This is a genomic window from Brevundimonas sp. FG8 (assembly GCF_057808845.1).
Map to the genome: position 1 here is coordinate 644,269 of NZ_JBMDIU010000001.1, position 16,903 is coordinate 661,171.

The 16,903-nt window shown below is 68.0% G+C and carries 15 protein-coding genes; 10 read left to right on the top strand and 5 right to left on the bottom strand.

All coding sequences use genetic code 11. The annotated features are described in order from the left end of the window. Nucleotides 1-52 precede the first annotated feature (52 nt). Genes flgE through ACODRV_RS03065 form a run of 3 tightly spaced genes read right to left on the bottom strand, consistent with a single transcriptional unit; the run spans nt 53 to nt 4,611 of the window. The gene (gene flgE, locus ACODRV_RS03055; RefSeq protein WP_168196794.1) at nt 53-1,831 is read right to left on the bottom strand and encodes a flagellar hook protein FlgE; all 1,779 of its coding nucleotides are present in this window, start codon (nt 1,829-1,831) and stop codon (nt 53-55) included. Nucleotides 1,832-1,878: 47 nt separating this feature from the next. Then, complete coding sequence (locus tag ACODRV_RS03060) at nt 1,879-2,604, bottom strand: flagellar hook assembly protein FlgD (RefSeq protein ID WP_141626154.1); 726 nt, start codon at nt 2,602-2,604, stop codon at nt 1,879-1,881. Nucleotides 2,605-2,607: 3 nt separating this feature from the next. After that, nucleotides 2,608-4,611 carry a flagellar hook-length control protein FliK gene (locus ACODRV_RS03065; protein ID WP_488907372.1) on the bottom strand — a complete coding sequence of 668 codons (2,004 nt, stop codon included), beginning with the start codon at nt 4,609-4,611 and terminating at the stop codon, nt 2,608-2,610. Between the two features lie 393 nt (nt 4,612-5,004). Between ACODRV_RS03065 and flgK the strand changes: the two genes are divergently transcribed. The 8 genes from flgK to ACODRV_RS03105 all read left to right on the top strand — a co-directional run bounded on the left by flgK (nt 5,005) and on the right by ACODRV_RS03105 (nt 14,377). Continuing rightward, nucleotides 5,005-7,122, top strand: coding sequence for a flagellar hook-associated protein FlgK (gene flgK / locus ACODRV_RS03070; RefSeq protein ID WP_488907373.1), 2,118 nt, complete (start codon nt 5,005-5,007; stop codon nt 7,120-7,122). Further along, nucleotides 7,122-8,048 (top strand): flagellin, encoded by a 927-nt coding sequence (locus ACODRV_RS03075; protein ID WP_488907374.1) that lies wholly within the window; start codon nt 7,122-7,124, stop codon nt 8,046-8,048. The genes flgK and ACODRV_RS03075 overlap by 1 nt, the downstream gene beginning before the upstream one ends. A 64-nt stretch (nt 8,049-8,112) precedes the next feature. Beyond that, a complete protein-coding gene (locus tag ACODRV_RS03080; RefSeq protein WP_488907375.1) occupies nt 8,113-9,354 on the top strand; it encodes a putative DNA modification/repair radical SAM protein in 1,242 nt (413 codons plus the stop codon). Continuing rightward, the gene (locus tag ACODRV_RS03085) at nt 9,354-10,781 is read left to right on the top strand and encodes a UdgX family uracil-DNA binding protein (protein WP_488907376.1); all 1,428 of its coding nucleotides are present in this window, start codon (nt 9,354-9,356) and stop codon (nt 10,779-10,781) included. Before ACODRV_RS03080 ends, ACODRV_RS03085 begins: the two co-directional genes overlap by 1 nt. A 117-nt stretch (nt 10,782-10,898) precedes the next feature. Further along, a complete protein-coding gene (locus ACODRV_RS03090; protein ID WP_141626159.1) occupies nt 10,899-12,014 on the top strand; it encodes an ABC transporter permease in 1,116 nt (371 codons plus the stop codon). Further along, complete coding sequence (locus tag ACODRV_RS03095; RefSeq protein WP_488907377.1) at nt 12,011-12,808, top strand: ABC transporter ATP-binding protein; 798 nt, start codon at nt 12,011-12,013, stop codon at nt 12,806-12,808. Before ACODRV_RS03090 ends, ACODRV_RS03095 begins: the two co-directional genes overlap by 4 nt. A gap of 13 nt (nt 12,809-12,821) precedes the next feature. Continuing rightward, complete coding sequence (locus tag ACODRV_RS03100) at nt 12,822-13,760, top strand: MlaD family protein (protein WP_488907378.1); 939 nt, start codon at nt 12,822-12,824, stop codon at nt 13,758-13,760. Beyond that, nucleotides 13,757-14,377: an ABC-type transport auxiliary lipoprotein family protein gene (locus ACODRV_RS03105; protein ID WP_240811745.1), complete on the top strand. Its 621-nt coding sequence runs from the start codon at nt 13,757-13,759 to the stop codon at nt 14,375-14,377. The genes ACODRV_RS03100 and ACODRV_RS03105 overlap by 4 nt, the downstream gene beginning before the upstream one ends. On the opposite strand, the gene ACODRV_RS03110 is transcribed toward ACODRV_RS03105, so the two are convergent. Then, on the bottom strand, nt 14,374-14,889 hold the full coding sequence (locus ACODRV_RS03110; protein WP_488907379.1) for a TetR/AcrR family transcriptional regulator: 516 nt from the start codon (nt 14,887-14,889) through the stop codon (nt 14,374-14,376). The genes ACODRV_RS03105 and ACODRV_RS03110 overlap by 4 nt on opposite strands. Nucleotides 14,890-15,040: 151 nt before the next feature. Here ACODRV_RS03110 and ACODRV_RS03115 point away from each other — a divergent pair, with 151 nt between their 5' ends. Both ACODRV_RS03115 and ACODRV_RS03120 read left to right on the top strand, forming a co-directional pair. Next, complete coding sequence (locus tag ACODRV_RS03115) at nt 15,041-15,673, top strand: hypothetical protein (protein ID WP_488907380.1); 633 nt, start codon at nt 15,041-15,043, stop codon at nt 15,671-15,673. Next, nucleotides 15,670-16,026, top strand: a complete 357-nt coding sequence (locus ACODRV_RS03120) for a VOC family protein (protein ID WP_488907381.1) — start codon at nt 15,670-15,672, stop codon at nt 16,024-16,026. The genes ACODRV_RS03115 and ACODRV_RS03120 overlap by 4 nt, the downstream gene beginning before the upstream one ends. Here the strand turns inward: ACODRV_RS03120 and ACODRV_RS03125 are convergent. After that, nucleotides 16,023-16,868, bottom strand: a complete 846-nt coding sequence (locus ACODRV_RS03125) for a toxic anion resistance protein (RefSeq protein ID WP_488907382.1) — start codon at nt 16,866-16,868, stop codon at nt 16,023-16,025. The two genes, ACODRV_RS03120 and ACODRV_RS03125, sit on opposite strands and share 4 nt — an antisense overlap. Between the last annotated feature and the right edge of the window lie 35 nt (nt 16,869-16,903).

A 16,903-nucleotide genomic window follows, 5' to 3' on the forward strand; every position in this document is an offset into this window, starting at 1 on the left:
CCCCAATATCGAACGAAGTCTTCATCGAGACTAACCGTCAGTTACCTGAATATCAGCGTTTGATGTTGATCAGTTCAGCGAGCATTTCGTCGGCGGTGGTGATGATCTTGGACGAGGCGGAGTAGGCCCGCTGGGTGGTGATCAGACCGGTGAACTCCGCCGACAGGTCGACCGTCGAGGATTCCAGCTGCTGCGACGCCAGGGTGCCCGCACCGCCGGTTCCCGCCGCCTTCAGGTTGAAGGTGCCGGACTCCAGGCTGACGGAATAGGCGTTGCCGCTGACTTCCTTGAGGCTGTCGGGGCTGGGGAAGGTGGCGACCGCGACCTGGGCGATGCGGCGCATGACGCCGTTGTCGAAGATGGCGGTGACGAAGCCGCCTTCATCAATGGTGATTTCGCTCAGATTGCCGAACGCCGTGCCGTTGGTGACGGTCGATTGCACCACCGAGGCGGTGTTCAGCTGGCTCAGACCGCCCGCCGAGGTGTTCAGGTCCAGCGTCACCGTCTGGGCGGCGATGCCCAGGCCGTCGGCCCATTTGACCTTGCCGTTGTCCAGCGGGTCAGCCGGGTCGATGGTGTTGCTCGGGTCGGATTCCAGGAAGGTCAGCGAAGCCTGGGTCGGGTCGTCGAACAGGCCCGTGCCCGCCGGCCAGCCCTGCATCGTCTCGATGTCCAGACGGCCCGAGGGGGTGAAGGCGATCAGGCCGGTCTTGATCTGGCCGTTCGAGTAGGGGGCGCCGGTCACGACGTCCTCAGCCGGAACGGCGACGATTTCGGCGTACCACTGGTTCGGCTCGGCGCTCTTCAGGAAGCGGATTTCCAGATTGCGCTGGCCGCCCTTGGAGTCCGAAACCGGGATGTTCATCTTGAAGTCGGGCTTCACGCCGACGGGGTTGTCGGCGTCGGCGTTGTACATGGCCATCGAGTTGACGGTCGGGTCGTACTTCGTCTCGGCGATGCCGTCCGTGCCCATGCCGATGTCGGCGAAGTTGATGGCGAAGGCGGTGCCGGCGACCGGCGGGGTGCCGCTGGTCGGGGTGATGGTCAGGGCCGTGGCCGTGGCGGTGGCCGAGCCGTTGGTCCCGCCCGACGGCACGAAGCCGGTCAGGGCGCCGGCGGCATTGTAGGTCGCCGTACCCGTGATCGAGGTGATGCCGGTCTTGATCGTCACCTCATAGGTGCCCGTGCCCGTGCGCTTGTAGGCGACCGACATATTGTGGCCGACCGGCGGCACGGCGGCGTCCTGGACGTTGTTGTAGGTGTTCGGGGCGGCCGCCGACGACACGTCCTGGGTCGAGCGCAGGTTGGCGTTGATCTGGACGCGGGTGGTCGGTTCGGCGGTGCCGCCGACCGAGCCGATGTTGATCGAGCGCAGACGCGACAGGTCCGACGGGTCGGTGGCGATTTCACCGTTCGAGTCGACCGGCCAGCCCTGCAGGTACAGACCGGCGCTGTTCTTCAGATAGCCCATGTTGTCGACGCGGAAGGCGCCGGCGCGGGTGAACAGGCGGGTGTCGGTGGCGCCGACGTTTTCAGCCTGGGTCGTGGTGACGAAGAAGCCCTGACCGTTGATCGACAGGTCGGTGGCTTCGGTCGTGCGTTGCAGCTGACCTTCCTGACTGATGAACGAGCGGGCGTTGGCCATCACGCCACCGGCGGAATAGCTGCCGCCGGCGCGGGTCTGGCTGTTCACCAGCGTCTGGAACTCGGCGTTCGTCCGCTTGTAGCCGACGGTGTTCACGTTCGCGATGTTCTGGGAAATCGCGGCCAGGGCGGTGGAGTTGGCGGCGAGGCCGGACACGCCGGCCAGCATGGCGCTGTTCAGGCTCATGGATTACGCTCCTTGAAGGATAGGGTTCGGGAAGGCGGCGGAGCGCGTCATGCGGCCACCTCCTCGTCAGGGACGGGCGGATTCTCCGCATCGTCGTTGTCAGCTTGCTGTTCGCGGATCTCGTTGAGCGAGATCACGGTCGAAAGCGGAAGGATGGAGTCGCCGATCACCAGATACGGCGCGCCGTCGTACATCTCGACGCCGGTGACGCGGCCGCGGATCAGGGTCTGGCTGTCGACCTTGCCGCCGTTGGCGTTCGTGGCGGTGACCTTCAGCGTGTAGACGCCGCCGTTTTCGGCCGTGTCCCCGCCGGTCATCTTGCCGTCCCACGTGAAGTCGTGCACGCCGATGCCCTTCTCGGCGCCCTGGCCTTCCCAGACCACCTTGCCCGTGCCGTCCAGCACCTGCAGCTTCACGTCCGAGGCCGTGCCCCCCAGCTCGTAGGACCAGGTGGCCTTGCCATCTTCCAGCGAGGTGGCGGACCAGGCGGCGGTCACCTGCTTGCCGATGTAGTTGGAGGCGTTGTCCAGTCCGCCCGCGGACTGGGCCGCCAGCAGACTGGTCAGCAGGTCGTTGGTCAGCAGTTGCTGCTCGACGCCGGCCATCTGGGTCAGCTGGGCGGTGAACTCGTTGGAGTCGACCGGTGACAGCGGGTCCTGATTGCGCAGCTGTGTGGTCAGCAGGGTCAGGAAGGTCTCGAAGTTCGAGGCCAGCGTCGCGCCGCCGCTGTTGATCCGGCCCGCGGCGTTCGAGGTGGTGACGGCATCAACCATCGATCAGACCTTCATATCCACGCCCGTGGGCGCGAGGGACAGCGACTGCCAGCGGGGAGGCTGGGCGACGATGTCGGCTTCGGTGTTCAGGCGCGAGGCGGCGGAGAAGGCGCGGGATTGGCTCCCGTCCTGGCCCTGTCGGCTGTCCTGTCCGCGATCAAAGGCGCTGGAGCCGCTGTCGCGCTGGGTGAATTCTAGGGCGTCCTCCGACAGCTGAAAGCCCTGCTGCTCCAGCTGACGGCGCAGCTCGTCGACACGGCCCTTCAGGTCGGTCGCGGCGGCGGGGTTATCGAAGGCCAGACGGGCGGCCAGACGGCCCTCGGCGTCGATCTCCAGCTTCACGTCCACACGCCCCAGTTCATCGGGGGTCAGGGACATCTCGAAGCGGGTCGAGCGACCATCCAGCTTCTTCAGGATCTGCGCGGCGATCTGGGCGGTGGCGTCAATCGCGGCGCGCGACAGGGTCGAGCCCAAGGACTCGCGGGTGGCGTGGGCGGTCTGGGCCGACGGCGGCGCTTCCGGGCTGGCCGCATCGACCGGCGCGTCGGAGGCGGCGGCCTCGTCGGAGGCGTCGGCGCTCACGGCGGCCTCAATCACGGAGGCGGCGGGCGCAGCAACGGTGTTCACGGCGGGAGCCTGGGCCAGGGTGGTCGGGGCCTGCGGCGTCGTCGTCACCGGGGTCGAGGGGGCGCTGGTATCCACGGCGGCGTTGGTCTCGAGCGTCCGCGACGCGCGATCCGCCAAGGCGCGCAGGTTCGGCGCCTCAACCGGGCGCGACGTATCGGCGGCCTTGCCTTCGGCTTCCGGGACCGACGGCAGGACGACGCCGGTCAGATCCGGCGCCTCAGCGGTCTCGAGCGTTTCAGCGGTTCCGATGGAGGCGGTGGCGTCATCCTCGAGCGGCGCGCCCGTGGGGACGGCGGCGGAGACCGGCGGCTGCACCAGCGGCCGGGCGGTTGTCTTGTCCAGGACCACCGGCGCCGGCGGCAGGGTCTCCGGCGTCGGAGCCACAGGATCGGCTTCCAATCCGCCTTCGGTCAGCGAGCGGGCGACCTCGATCATGGCGCTGTCGTCCCGGCGGCCGTAGGCCAGGCCGCCGACAGACCGCCGTTGCGGGGTGGCGAAGACGGCGTTCACGGTCTCGGGCGGTTGCGTCAGCGGTTGAGCCACTGCGCCCTTGAGGTTCGGCTCGACGGGTTCGGTCGGGCGGATCTCAGGCGTTTCGGGCACGTCGGCCTTCACGTCGGGCCGGACCTGCGGACCGGTGTCGACGGTCGTGGAGGTCTTGCTCTTTTCGACAGGCAGGGGCGTGGTGGCGACCGGCGCGATGGGCTGAGCCGGGGTCTGGGCCTGCGCAGGTGTCGGTTGGGCTGCGGGGACGGTTTCGACGACCGTCTCAACCGTCGAGGTCGGAGCCGTGACGACGGGGGCGACCGGTTCCGACGGCGCAGCGGCGGCCGGGATCGCTTCCGGAGCGGCAGCGATCGGTGTCGGGGCGGAGGTCTCGCCAGTCACGGCCGGTTCCGCCGCCGAAACGACAGGCGCCGAGACAACCGGGGGCGTAATGACCGGCGCGATGACCGGGGTGTTCGGGGCGGCCGCGTCAGCGGTCGGCTGAACAGGCTCGGCGTCCACAGGCGCCGGCGCGATGTCGGTATCGGCGACTGTCGCGACGGCGGGGGTGGGGGCGGGCGTGGCGGCGGCATCGCCACTCTCGCCGTCGACCAGGGGCGCCGAAGCCTCGTCCGCAACAACCGACAGATCCGCGCCGCTCATCAGAAGGAGCGACCGCAGGGCGGGGCTCGGGGTGGTGAGCGCCAGGCCGGTCTGGATCAGCGACGCGGCGCCGCTCGAGAGCAGGCCCTTCCCGGCGTCGCCCGTCGCGCCGGCGCCCAGCATCGAAGCCAGCAGGCCCTCGAACGCCGACGCGTCAGCCGTCGCCGACCCTTGCGAGGTCGTCGGTGCGGAAGGCGCGATCAGTGACAGCAGTGCTGATGCGGTCGACATGGGGTCCGTGGCGGATTTCGCCGGGGCGGGTGACGGGGGCGCCTGCTGCGCCGGACATTCGAAAGCCGCGGCGCAAGTCGCGGGCCACTCGTGAAAACCGCCTCAAACCCCTGATTTTGCTGGGTTGAGGGGCTGTGCCTTCGCCGGTCAGGCTCTGCCCTGACGGTCCAAACTTGCCGCGTGCCGACGAATCTTGCCCGGCGCCGTTGACCGCCCGGCCATGTCCCGGCGTTTGGCCCGCCGTTTGCGCCCCTTGCCGGTCATGACACAGGCGCGAAACGCGATCTTGCGTGAAATCAAGGACTTGCCCGGCGGGCTTGAACGGCCTGCCGGGCAAAAAGCGCGTGGCGGCTGGCAGACCTTGCCGGGCGCCCGTTCGATGGAGGTCCGCGCATGTCGGTGACCAGCATCCTGAACAACGCCAATACCGGCCTGATCGCGGCGCAGACTCAATTGCACGTCGTCTCGGACAACGTCGCGAACGTCAACACGCCCGGCTATGTCCGCAAGGTCGCCGATCAGGTGTCGCTGTCCAGCCAGGGTGTCGGCAGCGGCGTTGAAGTCACGCGCATCCGGCTGGCCACCGACCGCTTTCTTCAGGCCGCCAGCTTCAACGCCGGCGCCGAGGCGGCCCGTCAGGGCGTGAAGTACGAGCTGTATGATCGCATCCAGTCGCTGTTCGGCGATCCGGGCGGCACGACCGGTTTCTTCTCGCAGGTGGACGGCGTCTTCTCCGCCTTCGCCTCCAGCGCCGAGGACCCGACGTCCTCGCCCCGTCGTCAGGACGCCCTGTTCAAGACACAGGCGCTGTTCGACGAAGCCGCGCGGATCGCCACCCAGATTCAGGCTGTGCGCGAGGACGCCGACGGGCGCATCCAGAGCGCGGTTGAAAAGGCCAACGACCTGCTGGGCCAGATCGAGGCTCTGAACGTCGAGATTTCGCGGGCCAAGGTCGTCAACGCCGATGCCTCCGGAGCCGAGACGGCGCAGGCGGCTCTGGTCAGTCAGCTGGCCGAGCTGATGGACATCAAGGTCACGGCGCGCAGCATCGGCGGCATCTCGATCCGCACCGGCAACGGCGCCTCGCTGGCGGGCGAGGGCGCGGCGACGCTGTCCTATCAGCGCGCGGGCACGGTGACCGGCCAGACCGCCTTCAATGACATCTGGATCAATGAGCCGGGCGGCTCGAAAATGTCGCTGCTCGACAGCGTCAACTCGGGCGAGATCAAGGGGCTGGTCGAGCTGCGCGATGTCGAGGCGCCCGCCGCCTCCGCCCGTCTGGCGGAACTGATCACCCATGTCGCCGACGAGCTGAACCGCGCCCACAACGCCAACGCCTCGGTGCCGGCGCCGAACCGGTTGGACGGTCGCAATGTCGGACAGTCGCTCGAAAGCGCCATAGCGGGCTTCACCGGCCAGACCACCATCGCGGTGACAAACAGCGCGGGCGTAGTCCAGCAGCGGGTCGACATCGTCTTCAGCGGCGCGACGATGACGGTGAACGGCGTCGCCGCCGACCCGACCACCTTCCTGGCGACGCTGAACACCCAGCTGGGCGGGGCGGCCACGGCGCAGTTCGTGGATGGCAAGCTGTCGATCGTGGCAAGCAACAGCGCCAACGGCATCGCCATCGCCGATGACGCGACGACACCGTCGAACAAGGCGGGGCGCGGCTTCTCCCACTACTTCGGCCTGAACGACCTGATCTCGACGGATCGTCCGGCGCTGTATGACACCGGCCTGACCCTGGCCTCGCCGCACGGCTTCACCGCCGGCGAGACCATGACGTTCCGCTTCAGCAGCGAGACCGGCTCGCGGATCCGGGACATCGAGGTGGCGGTGCCGCCGGGCGGGACGGTGGGCGATCTGCTGAACGCCCTGAACAGTCCATCGACCGGGGTAGGAGCCTACGGCGCCTTCTCGCTGGCCGCGGACGGTTCGCTGAGCTTCAGCGCCTTCAACAGCTCCGCGCCGAAGATGACGGTGTTGAACGACAACACGGTCCAGATCCCGTCCGGCGTGTCCGCCAGCGAGATGTTCGGTATCGGCGCCGGGGTTCGCGCCTCGCGGGCGGACGGCTTCTCGCTGCGAACGGACATCCGTCAGAACCCGTCGAAGCTGGCGCTGGCCCAACTGAACCTTGCCGCCGCGGCAGGCACGCCGGCGCTCAGTTCCGGTGACGGTCGCGGCGCCCTGCTGCTGGCGGACGCCGGTGAGCGCAGCGCCAATTTTCAGGCTGCGGGCGGTTCGTCCGGCGGCTCCATTTCGGTCTCGCGCTATGCGTCCGAACTGGCTGGTGAGATCGGCGGCAAGGCGACGGCGGCCAAGAACACCAAGGAATCCTCGGCTGCGCTCTACAGCGAGGCGACCGCCCGCCGCAGCGCCTATGAGGGCGTCAATCTGGATGAGGAGCTGGTGCTGATGACCACCTACCAGCAGGCCTTCAACGCCTCGGCCCGCCTCATTCAGGCGGCCAGGGATATGTACGATACGCTTCTGGGGATGGTCTGATGAACCGCGTCGCGACCTTCGGTAACTACCAGTCGGCCCTGCTTGACCTCATGTCCGCCCAGACCCGGGCGGCGGAGGCGCAGGAACGGGTATCCACCCAGAAGAACGCCAGCGACCTGACCGGCTTCGGCCGCCAGTCCGAGACCCTGACCGCCCTGAAGGGCGCGCAGAGCCGGCTGCAGGGCTTTCTGGATACGTCCGATGCGGTCACCGCGCGGCTGACCACCCAGGATCTGGCGCTGACCCAGATCAGCGACGGGGTCGAGGCCGCGCGCGCGACCATCGGCAACGCCTTGGCCTCGGACTCGGCGACCTCGCTGATGCTGGAGCTGGAAGGCCAGTTCCAGACCATCCGCGGCGGCCTGAACATGCGCCATCAGGGCGGCTATCTGTTCGCGGGCACGCAGGTGAACACCCAGCCGGTGGACGTCACCAACCTGACTGAACTGGCCGCGGCGCCCAGCGTCGCCTCCATCTTCAACAACGACAGCCTGAAGACGGCCAGCCGCGTCGCCGAGGGCACGACGCTGGAGACGGGCTTCCTCGCCAATGACGTCGGTACGGATGTGATGGAGGTCCTGCGGGACATCCAGAACTACAGCACGGGCCCCAACGGTCCCCTGACCGGCAAGCTGAACGAGACGCAGAAGGCCTTTCTGGCGGCCCAGCTGACCCGGCTGGAAACGGCGGGGCAGGGGGTGATCGACAAGGGCGCCACGACCGGCTCGCTGGCCAATCAGGTCGAGAACATCACCAAGGGGCACAAGGCCCAGATCGAGTCATTGTCGGAGCTGGTCTCCAACCGCACCGACGCGGACATGGCCAAGGCGGTGACGGATCTTCAGCTGTCCCAGATCGCCATCGAGGCCTCGGCGCAGGTGATCAACCAGCTCAGACAGGTCTCGCTGCTCAACTTCCTGAGTTAAATCCGGAAAATCGGCAACGGCCACGCTGGACAGCCGTTCTCGCTATGGAACATAGTGAGAACAAATGGCGCAACTCGATCTCCGGCAAAAGCTCTCGGTCCTCGCTGACGCGGCCAAGTATGACGCCAGTTGCGCGTCGTCCGGGACGTCGAAGCGGGACTCGTCGGACCGCAAGGGGCTGGGCTCGACCGAAGGCATGGGCATCTGCCACGCCTACACCCCGGACGGCCGATGCGTTTCCCTGCTGAAAATCCTGCTGACCAACTTCTGCATCTACGACTGCGCCTACTGCATCAATCGGGCGAGTTCGAATGTGCCCAGGGCGCGGTTCAATGTGCAGGAGGTCGTGGACCTGACGCTGAACTTCTATCGCCGGAACTACATCGAGGGCCTGTTCCTGTCGTCGGGGATCATCCGGTCCGGCGACTATACGATGGAGCAGCTGGTCCTGGTGGCGAAGACGCTGAGGGAGGTGCACGGCTTCCGGGGCTACATCCATCTGAAGCTGATCCCGGAGGCGGACCCGAAGCTGGTGGAGATGGCGGGGCTTTATGCTGATCGGCTGTCGGCCAATATCGAACTGCCTCGCGACGAGGCCCTGCAACGACTGGCCCCGCAGAAGGACGTCGGAGTCATCAAGAAGGCGATGGGGCAGGTGCGTCTGGGCGTCGAAGCCGCGAAGCCGGAGAAGCGCGACCGGATCAAGCCGCCGAAATTCGCGCCGGCGGGCCAGTCGACCCAGTTGATCGTCGGCGCGGACGGCGCTCCGGACACGGAGATCATCGACCGTTCGGCCTCGCTGTACGGCGGCTATGGCCTGCGCCGGGTCTATTATTCCGCCTTCAGCCCGATCCCTGACGCCTCGTCCAGCCTGCCGCTGCAAAAGCCGCCGTTGATGCGCGAGCATCGGCTGTATCAGGCGGACTGGCTGATGCGGTTTTACGGCTTCAGTCCGCCCGAGATCGGAGAGGCGACGGTCGGCGGCATGCTTGATCTGGCCATCGACCCCAAGCTGGCCTGGGCGCTGAACCGCCGGGAGCATTTCCCGGTCGATGTGAACACGGCCTCGCGCGAGATGCTGTTGCGCGTGCCCGGGTTGGGGGTGAAGTCGGTGGACCGGATGATTTCTGTTCGCCGCTATCGCACCCTGCGGCTGGAGGACATCGCCCGTCTGTGCCGGGGGATCGACAAGGTGCGGCCCTTCATCAGCGCGCTGGACTGGACGCCGGGCGGATTGACGGATGCGACGGACCTTCGGGCCCGCATCTCGCCGGACCCGGCGCCGAAACAGCTGAGCCTGTTCTGATGCGCGTCGCGACGCTGGACAGCGAGACTGACTTCGATGGTTGGCGCAAGGCGGCGCGGGCGTTCCGGACCGCGGGCGTGCGGCCGGGCGAGGCCGGGTTCCGGGTCGGGCGGGGAGACGGCGGGCTGTTTGACGAGGCCGGACCGCAAGAAGGAGAGGGCGCGCAGTTTCCGGTCCCTCGCGCCTTCGTCGAACTGGCGCAGGCGGTGATCCTGCATCGGTCCGAGGACCGGTTCGATCTGCTCTATCGCCTCCTGTGGCGGCTGGAGCGGGAGCCGGACCTGATCAGGGTGGTCTCTGACGGCGACGTCGCCGACGCCTTTGAAAGAGCGAAGAACGTCAGCCGGGCCAGCCACAAGATGAAGGCCTTTGTCCGCTTCCGGTTGGCGGAAGAGGAGGGGGATGAGCACTGGATCAGCTGGTTCGAGCCCGCGCATCGGGTGCTGGAGCGGACGGCGCCTTTCTTCGCCCGCCGGTTCACCACGATGCGCTGGTCAATCCTGACACCCGACGGGCAGGCGCACTGGGATACGCGGCACATGACCTTCGGTCCGCCCGCCACGCGCGACATGGCGCCCGCCGAGGATGAAATCGAGGACTTCTGGAAGACCTATTACGCCTCGACCTTCAATCCTGCCCGGCTCAAGACGAAGACCATGCAGGGCGAGATGCCCAAGCGATACTGGGCCAACCTGCCCGAGGCGGCGCTGATCCCGGACCTGATCGCATCCGCGGCGACGCGGGAGGCGGCGATGGTGGCCGCGCCTGCACCCGAACCCAACCCGCGTCTGGCCAAGACCCTGTCGCGCCTGAACCGGGATCGGGCGTTCGAGGAAGGCTTTACGCCGTCCAGTCTGGAGGAGCTGGGGCAGGCGGTGCAGGCCTGCCGTCGTTGCCCGTTGTGGCGCGATGCGACGCAGGGCGTGTGCGGGCAGGGGGCGAGGCCGGCGCGGCTGATGATCGTCGGCGAGCAGCCCGGCGATCAGGAGGATCTGGCGGGCAAACCCTTCGTCGGCCCGGCTGGGCAGGTCCTGGACGCGGCGCTGGCCGAGGCGGGGATCGACCGCGACGACGCCTTCGTCACCAACGCCGTTCGCCACTTCAAGCATACGCCGCGCGGCAAGCGGCGCATTCACCAGACCCCGACGACCAGCGAGATCACCGCCTGCCGCTGGTGGCTGGACGCGGAGCGGTCGCTGGTGAAGCCGAAGGTGATCCTGATGCTGGGCGGGACGGCCGCGCAGGGCGTGATGGGCCGCAAGCCGGAGGTGATGAAGGTGCGCGGTCAGCCCATTCCGCTATCCGATGCGACGGCCTTGCTGACTGTCCATCCTTCGTATCTGCTGCGTCTTCCGGATCGCGAGGCGGCGGCGGTGGAGCGAGAGCGCTTCGTCGCGGACCTGAAGATGGTCCAACGACTGCTTTGAAGCGTAAACGTTTGAAACCGTGGCTGAACGAATACGGCTGCGTTGCGTTGTGATATGTAGAGCAGCTTTGCCGTGGACGGCGATAGGCATCCGGGACGGGGCGTTTTAGGTAGGGGCATGGCTGCAGCGGACTTCCAGATTGATGACGGCGGGCCGGGCCTGACCCTGCGTCTGACCGGCGACTGGACCGCGACCGAGCTGGGTCGTGTGTCGCGCCGCCTTGATGATCAACTGCATGGACGTGACATCGCCGCGGTCGACCTGTCTGGACTGGGGCGGTTCGACACCGCGGGCGCGTTGGCGATCATTCAGGCCGGACACGTCAAACTGCCCGATGGAGCCTGGACCGCGCGGCCCGAAGCCGGTCGCACCTATGCGATGATCGAGAAGCTGGAGCGCGAAAGCGCCGGGCCGCCGAAGCAGTCGGCAGGCTGGATCCGCGGCTTCGCCAAGGTCGGGCGCGGGGTTCATGACGTCGGCGCCGAGACCACCCTGTCGATGGCCTTCCTCGGACGACTGGTCGTGGCGACCGGTTCGACCGTCAAGCATTGGAACCAGATCCGCTGGCCGGCCTGGTTCAGTCAGGGCGAGCGCGCTGGCCTGGACGCCATTCCGATCGTGGCCGTCACCAACTTCTTCATCGGCGCGGTCATCGCCTTCCTGGGGGCCAATCTGCTGACCCAGTTCGGGGCCGGGGTGTTCACCGTGCAACTGGTCGCGGTGGCGACCCTGCGCGAACTGGCGGTGCTGATCACGGCCATCCTGCTGGCGGGCCGTTCGGCCTCGTCGTTCGCCGCCGAGATCGGCTCGATGCGAATGAACCAGGAAGTCGACGCCATGCAGGTGATGGGGGTCAACCCGTTCCAGGCGCTGGTCATTCCGCGTCTGGCGGCCATGCTGGCGATGATGCCGATCCTGACCTTCATCGGCATCATTTCGGGCCTGTTCGGCGGCCTGCTGGTGACGTGGAGTCAGCTCAGCTACGGCCCCACCTTCTTCATCCAGCGCATCAGCGAAGACCCGATGATGGGCAACCATCTGATGGTCGGGATGATCAAGGCGCCGGTGTTCGCCATCGTCATCGCCGCCATCGGCTGCCGCCAGGGCATGGCGGTGGCCGGCGACGTCGAGAGCCTGGGGCGTCGCGTCACGGCGGCGGTGGTGCAGGCCATCTTCGCCATCATCTCGCTGGACGCCGTCTTCGCGCTCATCTTCCTGGAGCTGAACATATGACGGCTCCGCATATCCCGACCTTCCCCAAGGCGCCCGAGAAGCTGATCGAGGTGCGCGGCCTGCTGAGCCAGTTCGGCGAGCGTGTGATCCATGAGGACCTGAACCTCGATGTCGAGCGGGGCGAGGTGCTGGGGGTCGTGGGCGGTTCGGGCACGGGCAAGACGGTGCTGCTGAACACCATCATCGGCCTCAAGGAGCCCGAGGGCGGGACCATCAGCCTTCTGGGCCACGACCGTTCGGCGATGACCAAGGCGCAGGAGGCGGACGTCGAACGCCGGACCGGCATCCTGTTCCAGCAGGGCGCCCTGTTCTCGTCCCTGAGCGTGATCGACAACGTCGCCTCGCCGCTGGTGGAGCACACCCGACTGCCACGCGACGTGATCCGCGAGCTGGCGGAGATGAAGATCGCCATGGTCGGGCTGAAGCCGGAGGCGCACCATCTGAAGCCGGCGGAACTTTCGGGCGGCATGCGCAAGCGGGTCGGGCTGGCCCGGGCCCTGGCGCTGGACCCGGAGCTGCTGTTCCTCGACGAGCCGACGGCGGGGCTGGACCCCATCGGCGCCGCGGCCTTTGACGATCTGATCCGACAGCTGTCCGACGATCTGGGCCTGACGGTTTTCATGATCACCCACGACCTCGACAGCCTCTACGCCATCACCGACAAGGTGGCGGTGCTGGCGGACAAGCATGTGGTGGCCAAGGCCTCCGTGCAGGAGCTTGAGACATCCGACCATCCCTGGATCAGGGAATACTTCCTCGGACCGCGCGGTCGCGCCGTCCACAAGGCGGCTTGAGGAGAGCCGGACAATGGAAAGAGACGCCCACTACGCCGCCGTCGGCATCGCCACCGTCGCCCTACTGGCGGCGCTGGCCGTGTTCACGATCTGGCTGGCCCGCCTCCAGTTCAACAACGAGTACGACATCTATGACATCGTCTTCTACGGGCCTGTGCGCGGGCTGTCGGAAGGCGGGGAGGTGCATTTCAACGGCATCCGCGTCGGCGAGGTCACGGACCTGAACCTGGACCCGAACAAGGGCGACCAGGTCATCGCGCGCATCCGCGTGGACGCCAACACGCCGGTGCGGGTGACCAGTCGCGCCCAGCTGGAGCCGCAGGGCATCACGGGTCTGAACTATATCCAGATCACGGCGGGCGATCCGAACAGCGCCATCCTCAAGGATCAGTATCCGGACAACGTCTATCCGGTGATCCAGAGCCAGCCGTCGCCGATCGCGGAACTGCTGTCCGGCTCCGGCACGGTGCTGGCCCAGACGGTGGATGCGTTGAACCGGATCAACCGGGTGCTGTCCGACGACAACGTCCGCAGCTTCTCGACCAGCCTGAAGAACATCGAGTCCCTGACCAGCGAGCTGGAAGCCCGCAAGAGCATGTTCGAACAGCTGGAGCAGGCCCTGACCCGCGCCAACTCGGCCGTCGCGGAGTACGAGCGGCTGGCCACCAGCACCCGACTGCTGGTCGAGGGTGACGGCGCGCGCGCGGTCGCCAACGTCAACAGCGCGGCGGAGGAAGCCAAGGCGGCGGCGGCGTCGATCAACCGGTCCGCGACCAACCTCGAACAGCCGCTGGGCGAGTTCGCCGCGACAGGCCTGCCGCAACTGCAGCAGACCATCAACGAGCTGGACGACGCCATTCGCTCGCTGCAGTCCCTCATCGACGATGTGCGCTCGAGCCCGCGCGACTTCATCGCCCGTCCCGAAAGCCGTGAAATGGAGATCCAGCCGTGACGCGTATTCTGAAGGTCGCCGCCGCGGTCGCCGCCGTGGCCCTGCTGGGCGGATGCTCGCTGCTGTCGACGCCCGAGCCGGTCCAGCTGTACCGCTTCGGCAACCTGCCCATGGGGCAGAATGAGCGATCGGTGGCCGGGGTGCAGGTCGTCATGCGCCGCGCCGAGTTCGCCCAGGCGGTGCGCGGGGATCGCATCCTCGGCGTCACCGGGACGGAGGCGGCCTATATCAAGGGCGCGCGCTGGGTCAGTTCGGCGGACGTCCTGTTCAGCGATGCGCTGGAAAGCGCCTTCGCCGCCCAGGCCGAACGGGTGCGTCTGGTCGGGCCGCGTGAGCTGACCCGCTCGGGACAGGCGCTGGACATCGATGTGCGGACCTTCGAGGCGCGCTACGCCTCGCCGGGCGCGGCGCCGGTGGCGACCATCATCACCCGCGTCAGGCTGCTGAACGCCGAGGACCGGTCGGTGACGGCCGAGCAGGTCTTCCTGGTCGAGAAGCCCGCCGCCGAGAACCGCGTCGGCGCCATCATCAGCGCCTTCGACGAGGCCAGCCGCGATCTGAACACCCAGATCGTGGAGTGGACGGACCGGAACGCCCGGAACGTCCCGGCGGGCTAACGGACGATCAGCCGGCGCGCGAGGGTGTCCGCCGGGCACCGCGCCTCGCCCGCCAGCCACATCCGCAGCATGGCGAGTATGGCCGCCGCTTCGCCCATGGCGATGAGGGCGTTCGGGGCCCCGTCAGAGGACGCTCCGAGCCGTTCCTCGATCATGGACGCCAGCTTGCGTTGCAGGCGGCCGGCCATGGGCGGTTCGAACAACAGGCGGGCGGCGGCGCGCTGCTCCCACACATGCTCCAGTACGAAGCGGACGGACCCCACGACGCCCTTGCCCGTGGCTGCATCGGCGAGCGGGGTGAACAGCGGCTCGATGGCGGAGACGAGGACGTCGTCCTTGTTCCTGAAATGCTCGTAGAAGGTTGAGCGTCCTATCCCGGCGGCCTCGATCAGATCAGCGGTGCGGATAGCGCTGTACCGGCGGGAGAAGATCAGGCCCATGAAGGCGTCGCTGATCGCCTTGCGCGTCCGCTGCGTGCGGCGGTCGAGTTCGCGGGGCGACAGCTGGTCCATCCGGACACGATAGCCACGGTCGATGCCCGGGTCACGGCGACGATGGCGGACAATCGGACCTGATTGTCCGGAAGCGGACGACGGGCCGGTTTCGTCTCTCGAACGGCCTGCGACGGTCCTTCAGCCTTCGGGCGCTGAACGGGAGGACATCGTGAGCACGACAAGACTTGAGGAACGGCAGGCGGCGGGCCTGCTGCTGGCGGGGATCGTGGGGGCGGCGCTGCTGATGTCGCATCACCCGACCTCCTTGCGAGGGCCCGATGACGGCCAGCTGTTGGCGGACTGGAGCAACAGCGCCGTGCACGGCGGAATGGTCCTGTGCCTGCTGCTGATCCTGCTGGGTGGAAGCGTGATACCGCGTTGGCTGGGCGAGGCGCGGCTGTCGGTGAGGGCGGGGCGACTGGCGTTCACGGGCGGCCTGATCGCCCTGATCATCTCGGGCCTGGTCAACGGCTTCGCCATGGAACGGCTGATCGGGCGGCCGGAGGCGGCGATCCAGCTTCCGGTGCTGGGCGCCCTGAACCAGAGCGCCGCGATGTTCGGTGTGGTGATGGTCGCGGCGGCGATGGCGCTGTGGGGGCTGTCGATGATCCGGCGGGAGGCGATCCTGAAGATCGCGAGCGTGATCGGATTCGCCGCGGCCGTGCTGGCGGCGGGCTGGCTGGTTCATGGCGAAGGACGCTTCGGGCTGATCCCGGCTGTTGTTGCGACGGGCGTGTTCGCGGCATGGTCGGCGCTGATCGCCGCCGGTCTCGGGGCGGGGACGAAGAAGGACGCGCAATGACCGACCTGCACCGCGTGACGGCCATCGTGCCCTGTCGGGATCTGGAGGCCAGCACAGCCTTCTACCGGCGGCTGGGGCTGGCGGTGGTCAGCGACCACGGCGACTACCGCATCCTGTCGGACGGGCGCGGCTGGCATCTGCACCTGAACCGAACGCCCGGCTGGCCCGCCCGGATCGAGGACAACGCTCTGGGGCTGTACCTCTATGTGGAAGACGTGGACGCCGTGGCGGAGCGGGTTCGGGAGCTGATCCTGAACGACGATCAACCCCGGCTGAAACCCTGGGGGACCTATGAGTTCGCGGTCAGCGACCCCAGCGGGGCGCTGGTGCGGATCGGCAGGATCGTCACCTAAAGCCCGTTCCGGACGCCCGCCAGTCGGGCCTCGATGTCGGCGCGGCGGTCGCGGGCGGCGGTGATGCCTTTCAGGGCGCGGTCGATGCGGGCGAGGAGGTCGTCGCGCAGGCGCAGCAGGCGCTCGCGGTCCGGGCGGACCTTTCTGGGCTTGCGCCCTGAAAGACCCAGCGCCTCCTTCCAGTCGTCGCGCCAGGCGACGGCGCCCTCGGCGCAGGGCTTGAGCAGGTCGGCGAAGCGGACGTCGGTGTTCTGGGTGTTGCGGATCAGGGGCAGGGCGGCGACGGCGGCGTCGCGGCAGGCGTCGAGCGTGGCCTTGCGCGCCGCCAGCGGGTGGGGCGGCTCGTCCTGCGCGGGCACATGGCCGGTCAGACGACGGGCGGCGGCGGCGAGGTGCGCGTCGAGCTCGACCACGGCGTCGCGCGCCTCGGCCCAGATGGTGTCCAGCGCGGTCGAGCGGCGGCCGACGCCCTCGATCCAGCCCGCCAGTTCGCGCCCGACCTCGTCCACCGTGGCGGCGGCGCGGGTGTAGGCGGCGCGGAAGGTCTTGAGGCGGCGGCCCCGGCTGTCGAACAGGCCCGCCAGACCCCGGCGGGGCTCCAGAGCCTCCGGCCGCAGGCCCTCCAGCACGGAGCGGGCGTGGGTCAGCTGGGCGTGGGCCTCGGTCAGGTCGCCGGTGCGGGCGGCGGCTAGGGCGCGCTCGATCTTCTCGACCGCAGAGGCGCGAGCGGGCTCGGCGAAGGCGTGGGCCTGATCGTCCTGCCAGGCGTCATGGATCGCCTCAACCTGTGCGGCGTCCGGCGCAGGCGCATTGCCCTGTCGGCGATAAGACCCGTCAGCCATCTCGATACTCCCACCCCGCGGGTTCTTTGATTGCG

Coding starts and splice junctions, on each gene's coding strand:
- ACODRV_RS03075 (WP_488907374.1), top strand. CDS start 7,122: ATGAACCGCGTCGCGACCTTCGGTAACTACCAGTCGGCCCTGCTTGAC.
- flgK (WP_488907373.1), top strand. CDS start 5,005: ATGTCGGTGACCAGCATCCTGAACAACGCCAATACCGGCCTGATCGCG.
- ACODRV_RS03090 (WP_141626159.1), top strand. CDS start 10,899: ATGGCTGCAGCGGACTTCCAGATTGATGACGGCGGGCCGGGCCTGACC.
- ACODRV_RS03080 (WP_488907375.1), top strand. CDS start 8,113: ATGGCGCAACTCGATCTCCGGCAAAAGCTCTCGGTCCTCGCTGACGCG.
- ACODRV_RS03120 (WP_488907381.1), top strand. CDS start 15,670: ATGACCGACCTGCACCGCGTGACGGCCATCGTGCCCTGTCGGGATCTG.
- ACODRV_RS03060 (WP_141626154.1), bottom strand. CDS start 2,604: ATGGTTGATGCCGTCACCACCTCGAACGCCGCGGGCCGGATCAACAGC.
- ACODRV_RS03095 (WP_488907377.1), top strand. CDS start 12,011: ATGACGGCTCCGCATATCCCGACCTTCCCCAAGGCGCCCGAGAAGCTG.
- ACODRV_RS03065 (WP_488907372.1), bottom strand. CDS start 4,611: ATGTCGACCGCATCAGCACTGCTGTCACTGATCGCGCCTTCCGCACCG.
- ACODRV_RS03085 (WP_488907376.1), top strand. CDS start 9,354: ATGCGCGTCGCGACGCTGGACAGCGAGACTGACTTCGATGGTTGGCGC.
- ACODRV_RS03110 (WP_488907379.1), bottom strand. CDS start 14,889: ATGGACCAGCTGTCGCCCCGCGAACTCGACCGCCGCACGCAGCGGACG.
- ACODRV_RS03100 (WP_488907378.1), top strand. CDS start 12,822: ATGGAAAGAGACGCCCACTACGCCGCCGTCGGCATCGCCACCGTCGCC.
- ACODRV_RS03125 (WP_488907382.1), bottom strand. CDS start 16,868: ATGGCTGACGGGTCTTATCGCCGACAGGGCAATGCGCCTGCGCCGGAC.
- flgE (WP_168196794.1), bottom strand. CDS start 1,831: ATGAGCCTGAACAGCGCCATGCTGGCCGGCGTGTCCGGCCTCGCCGCC.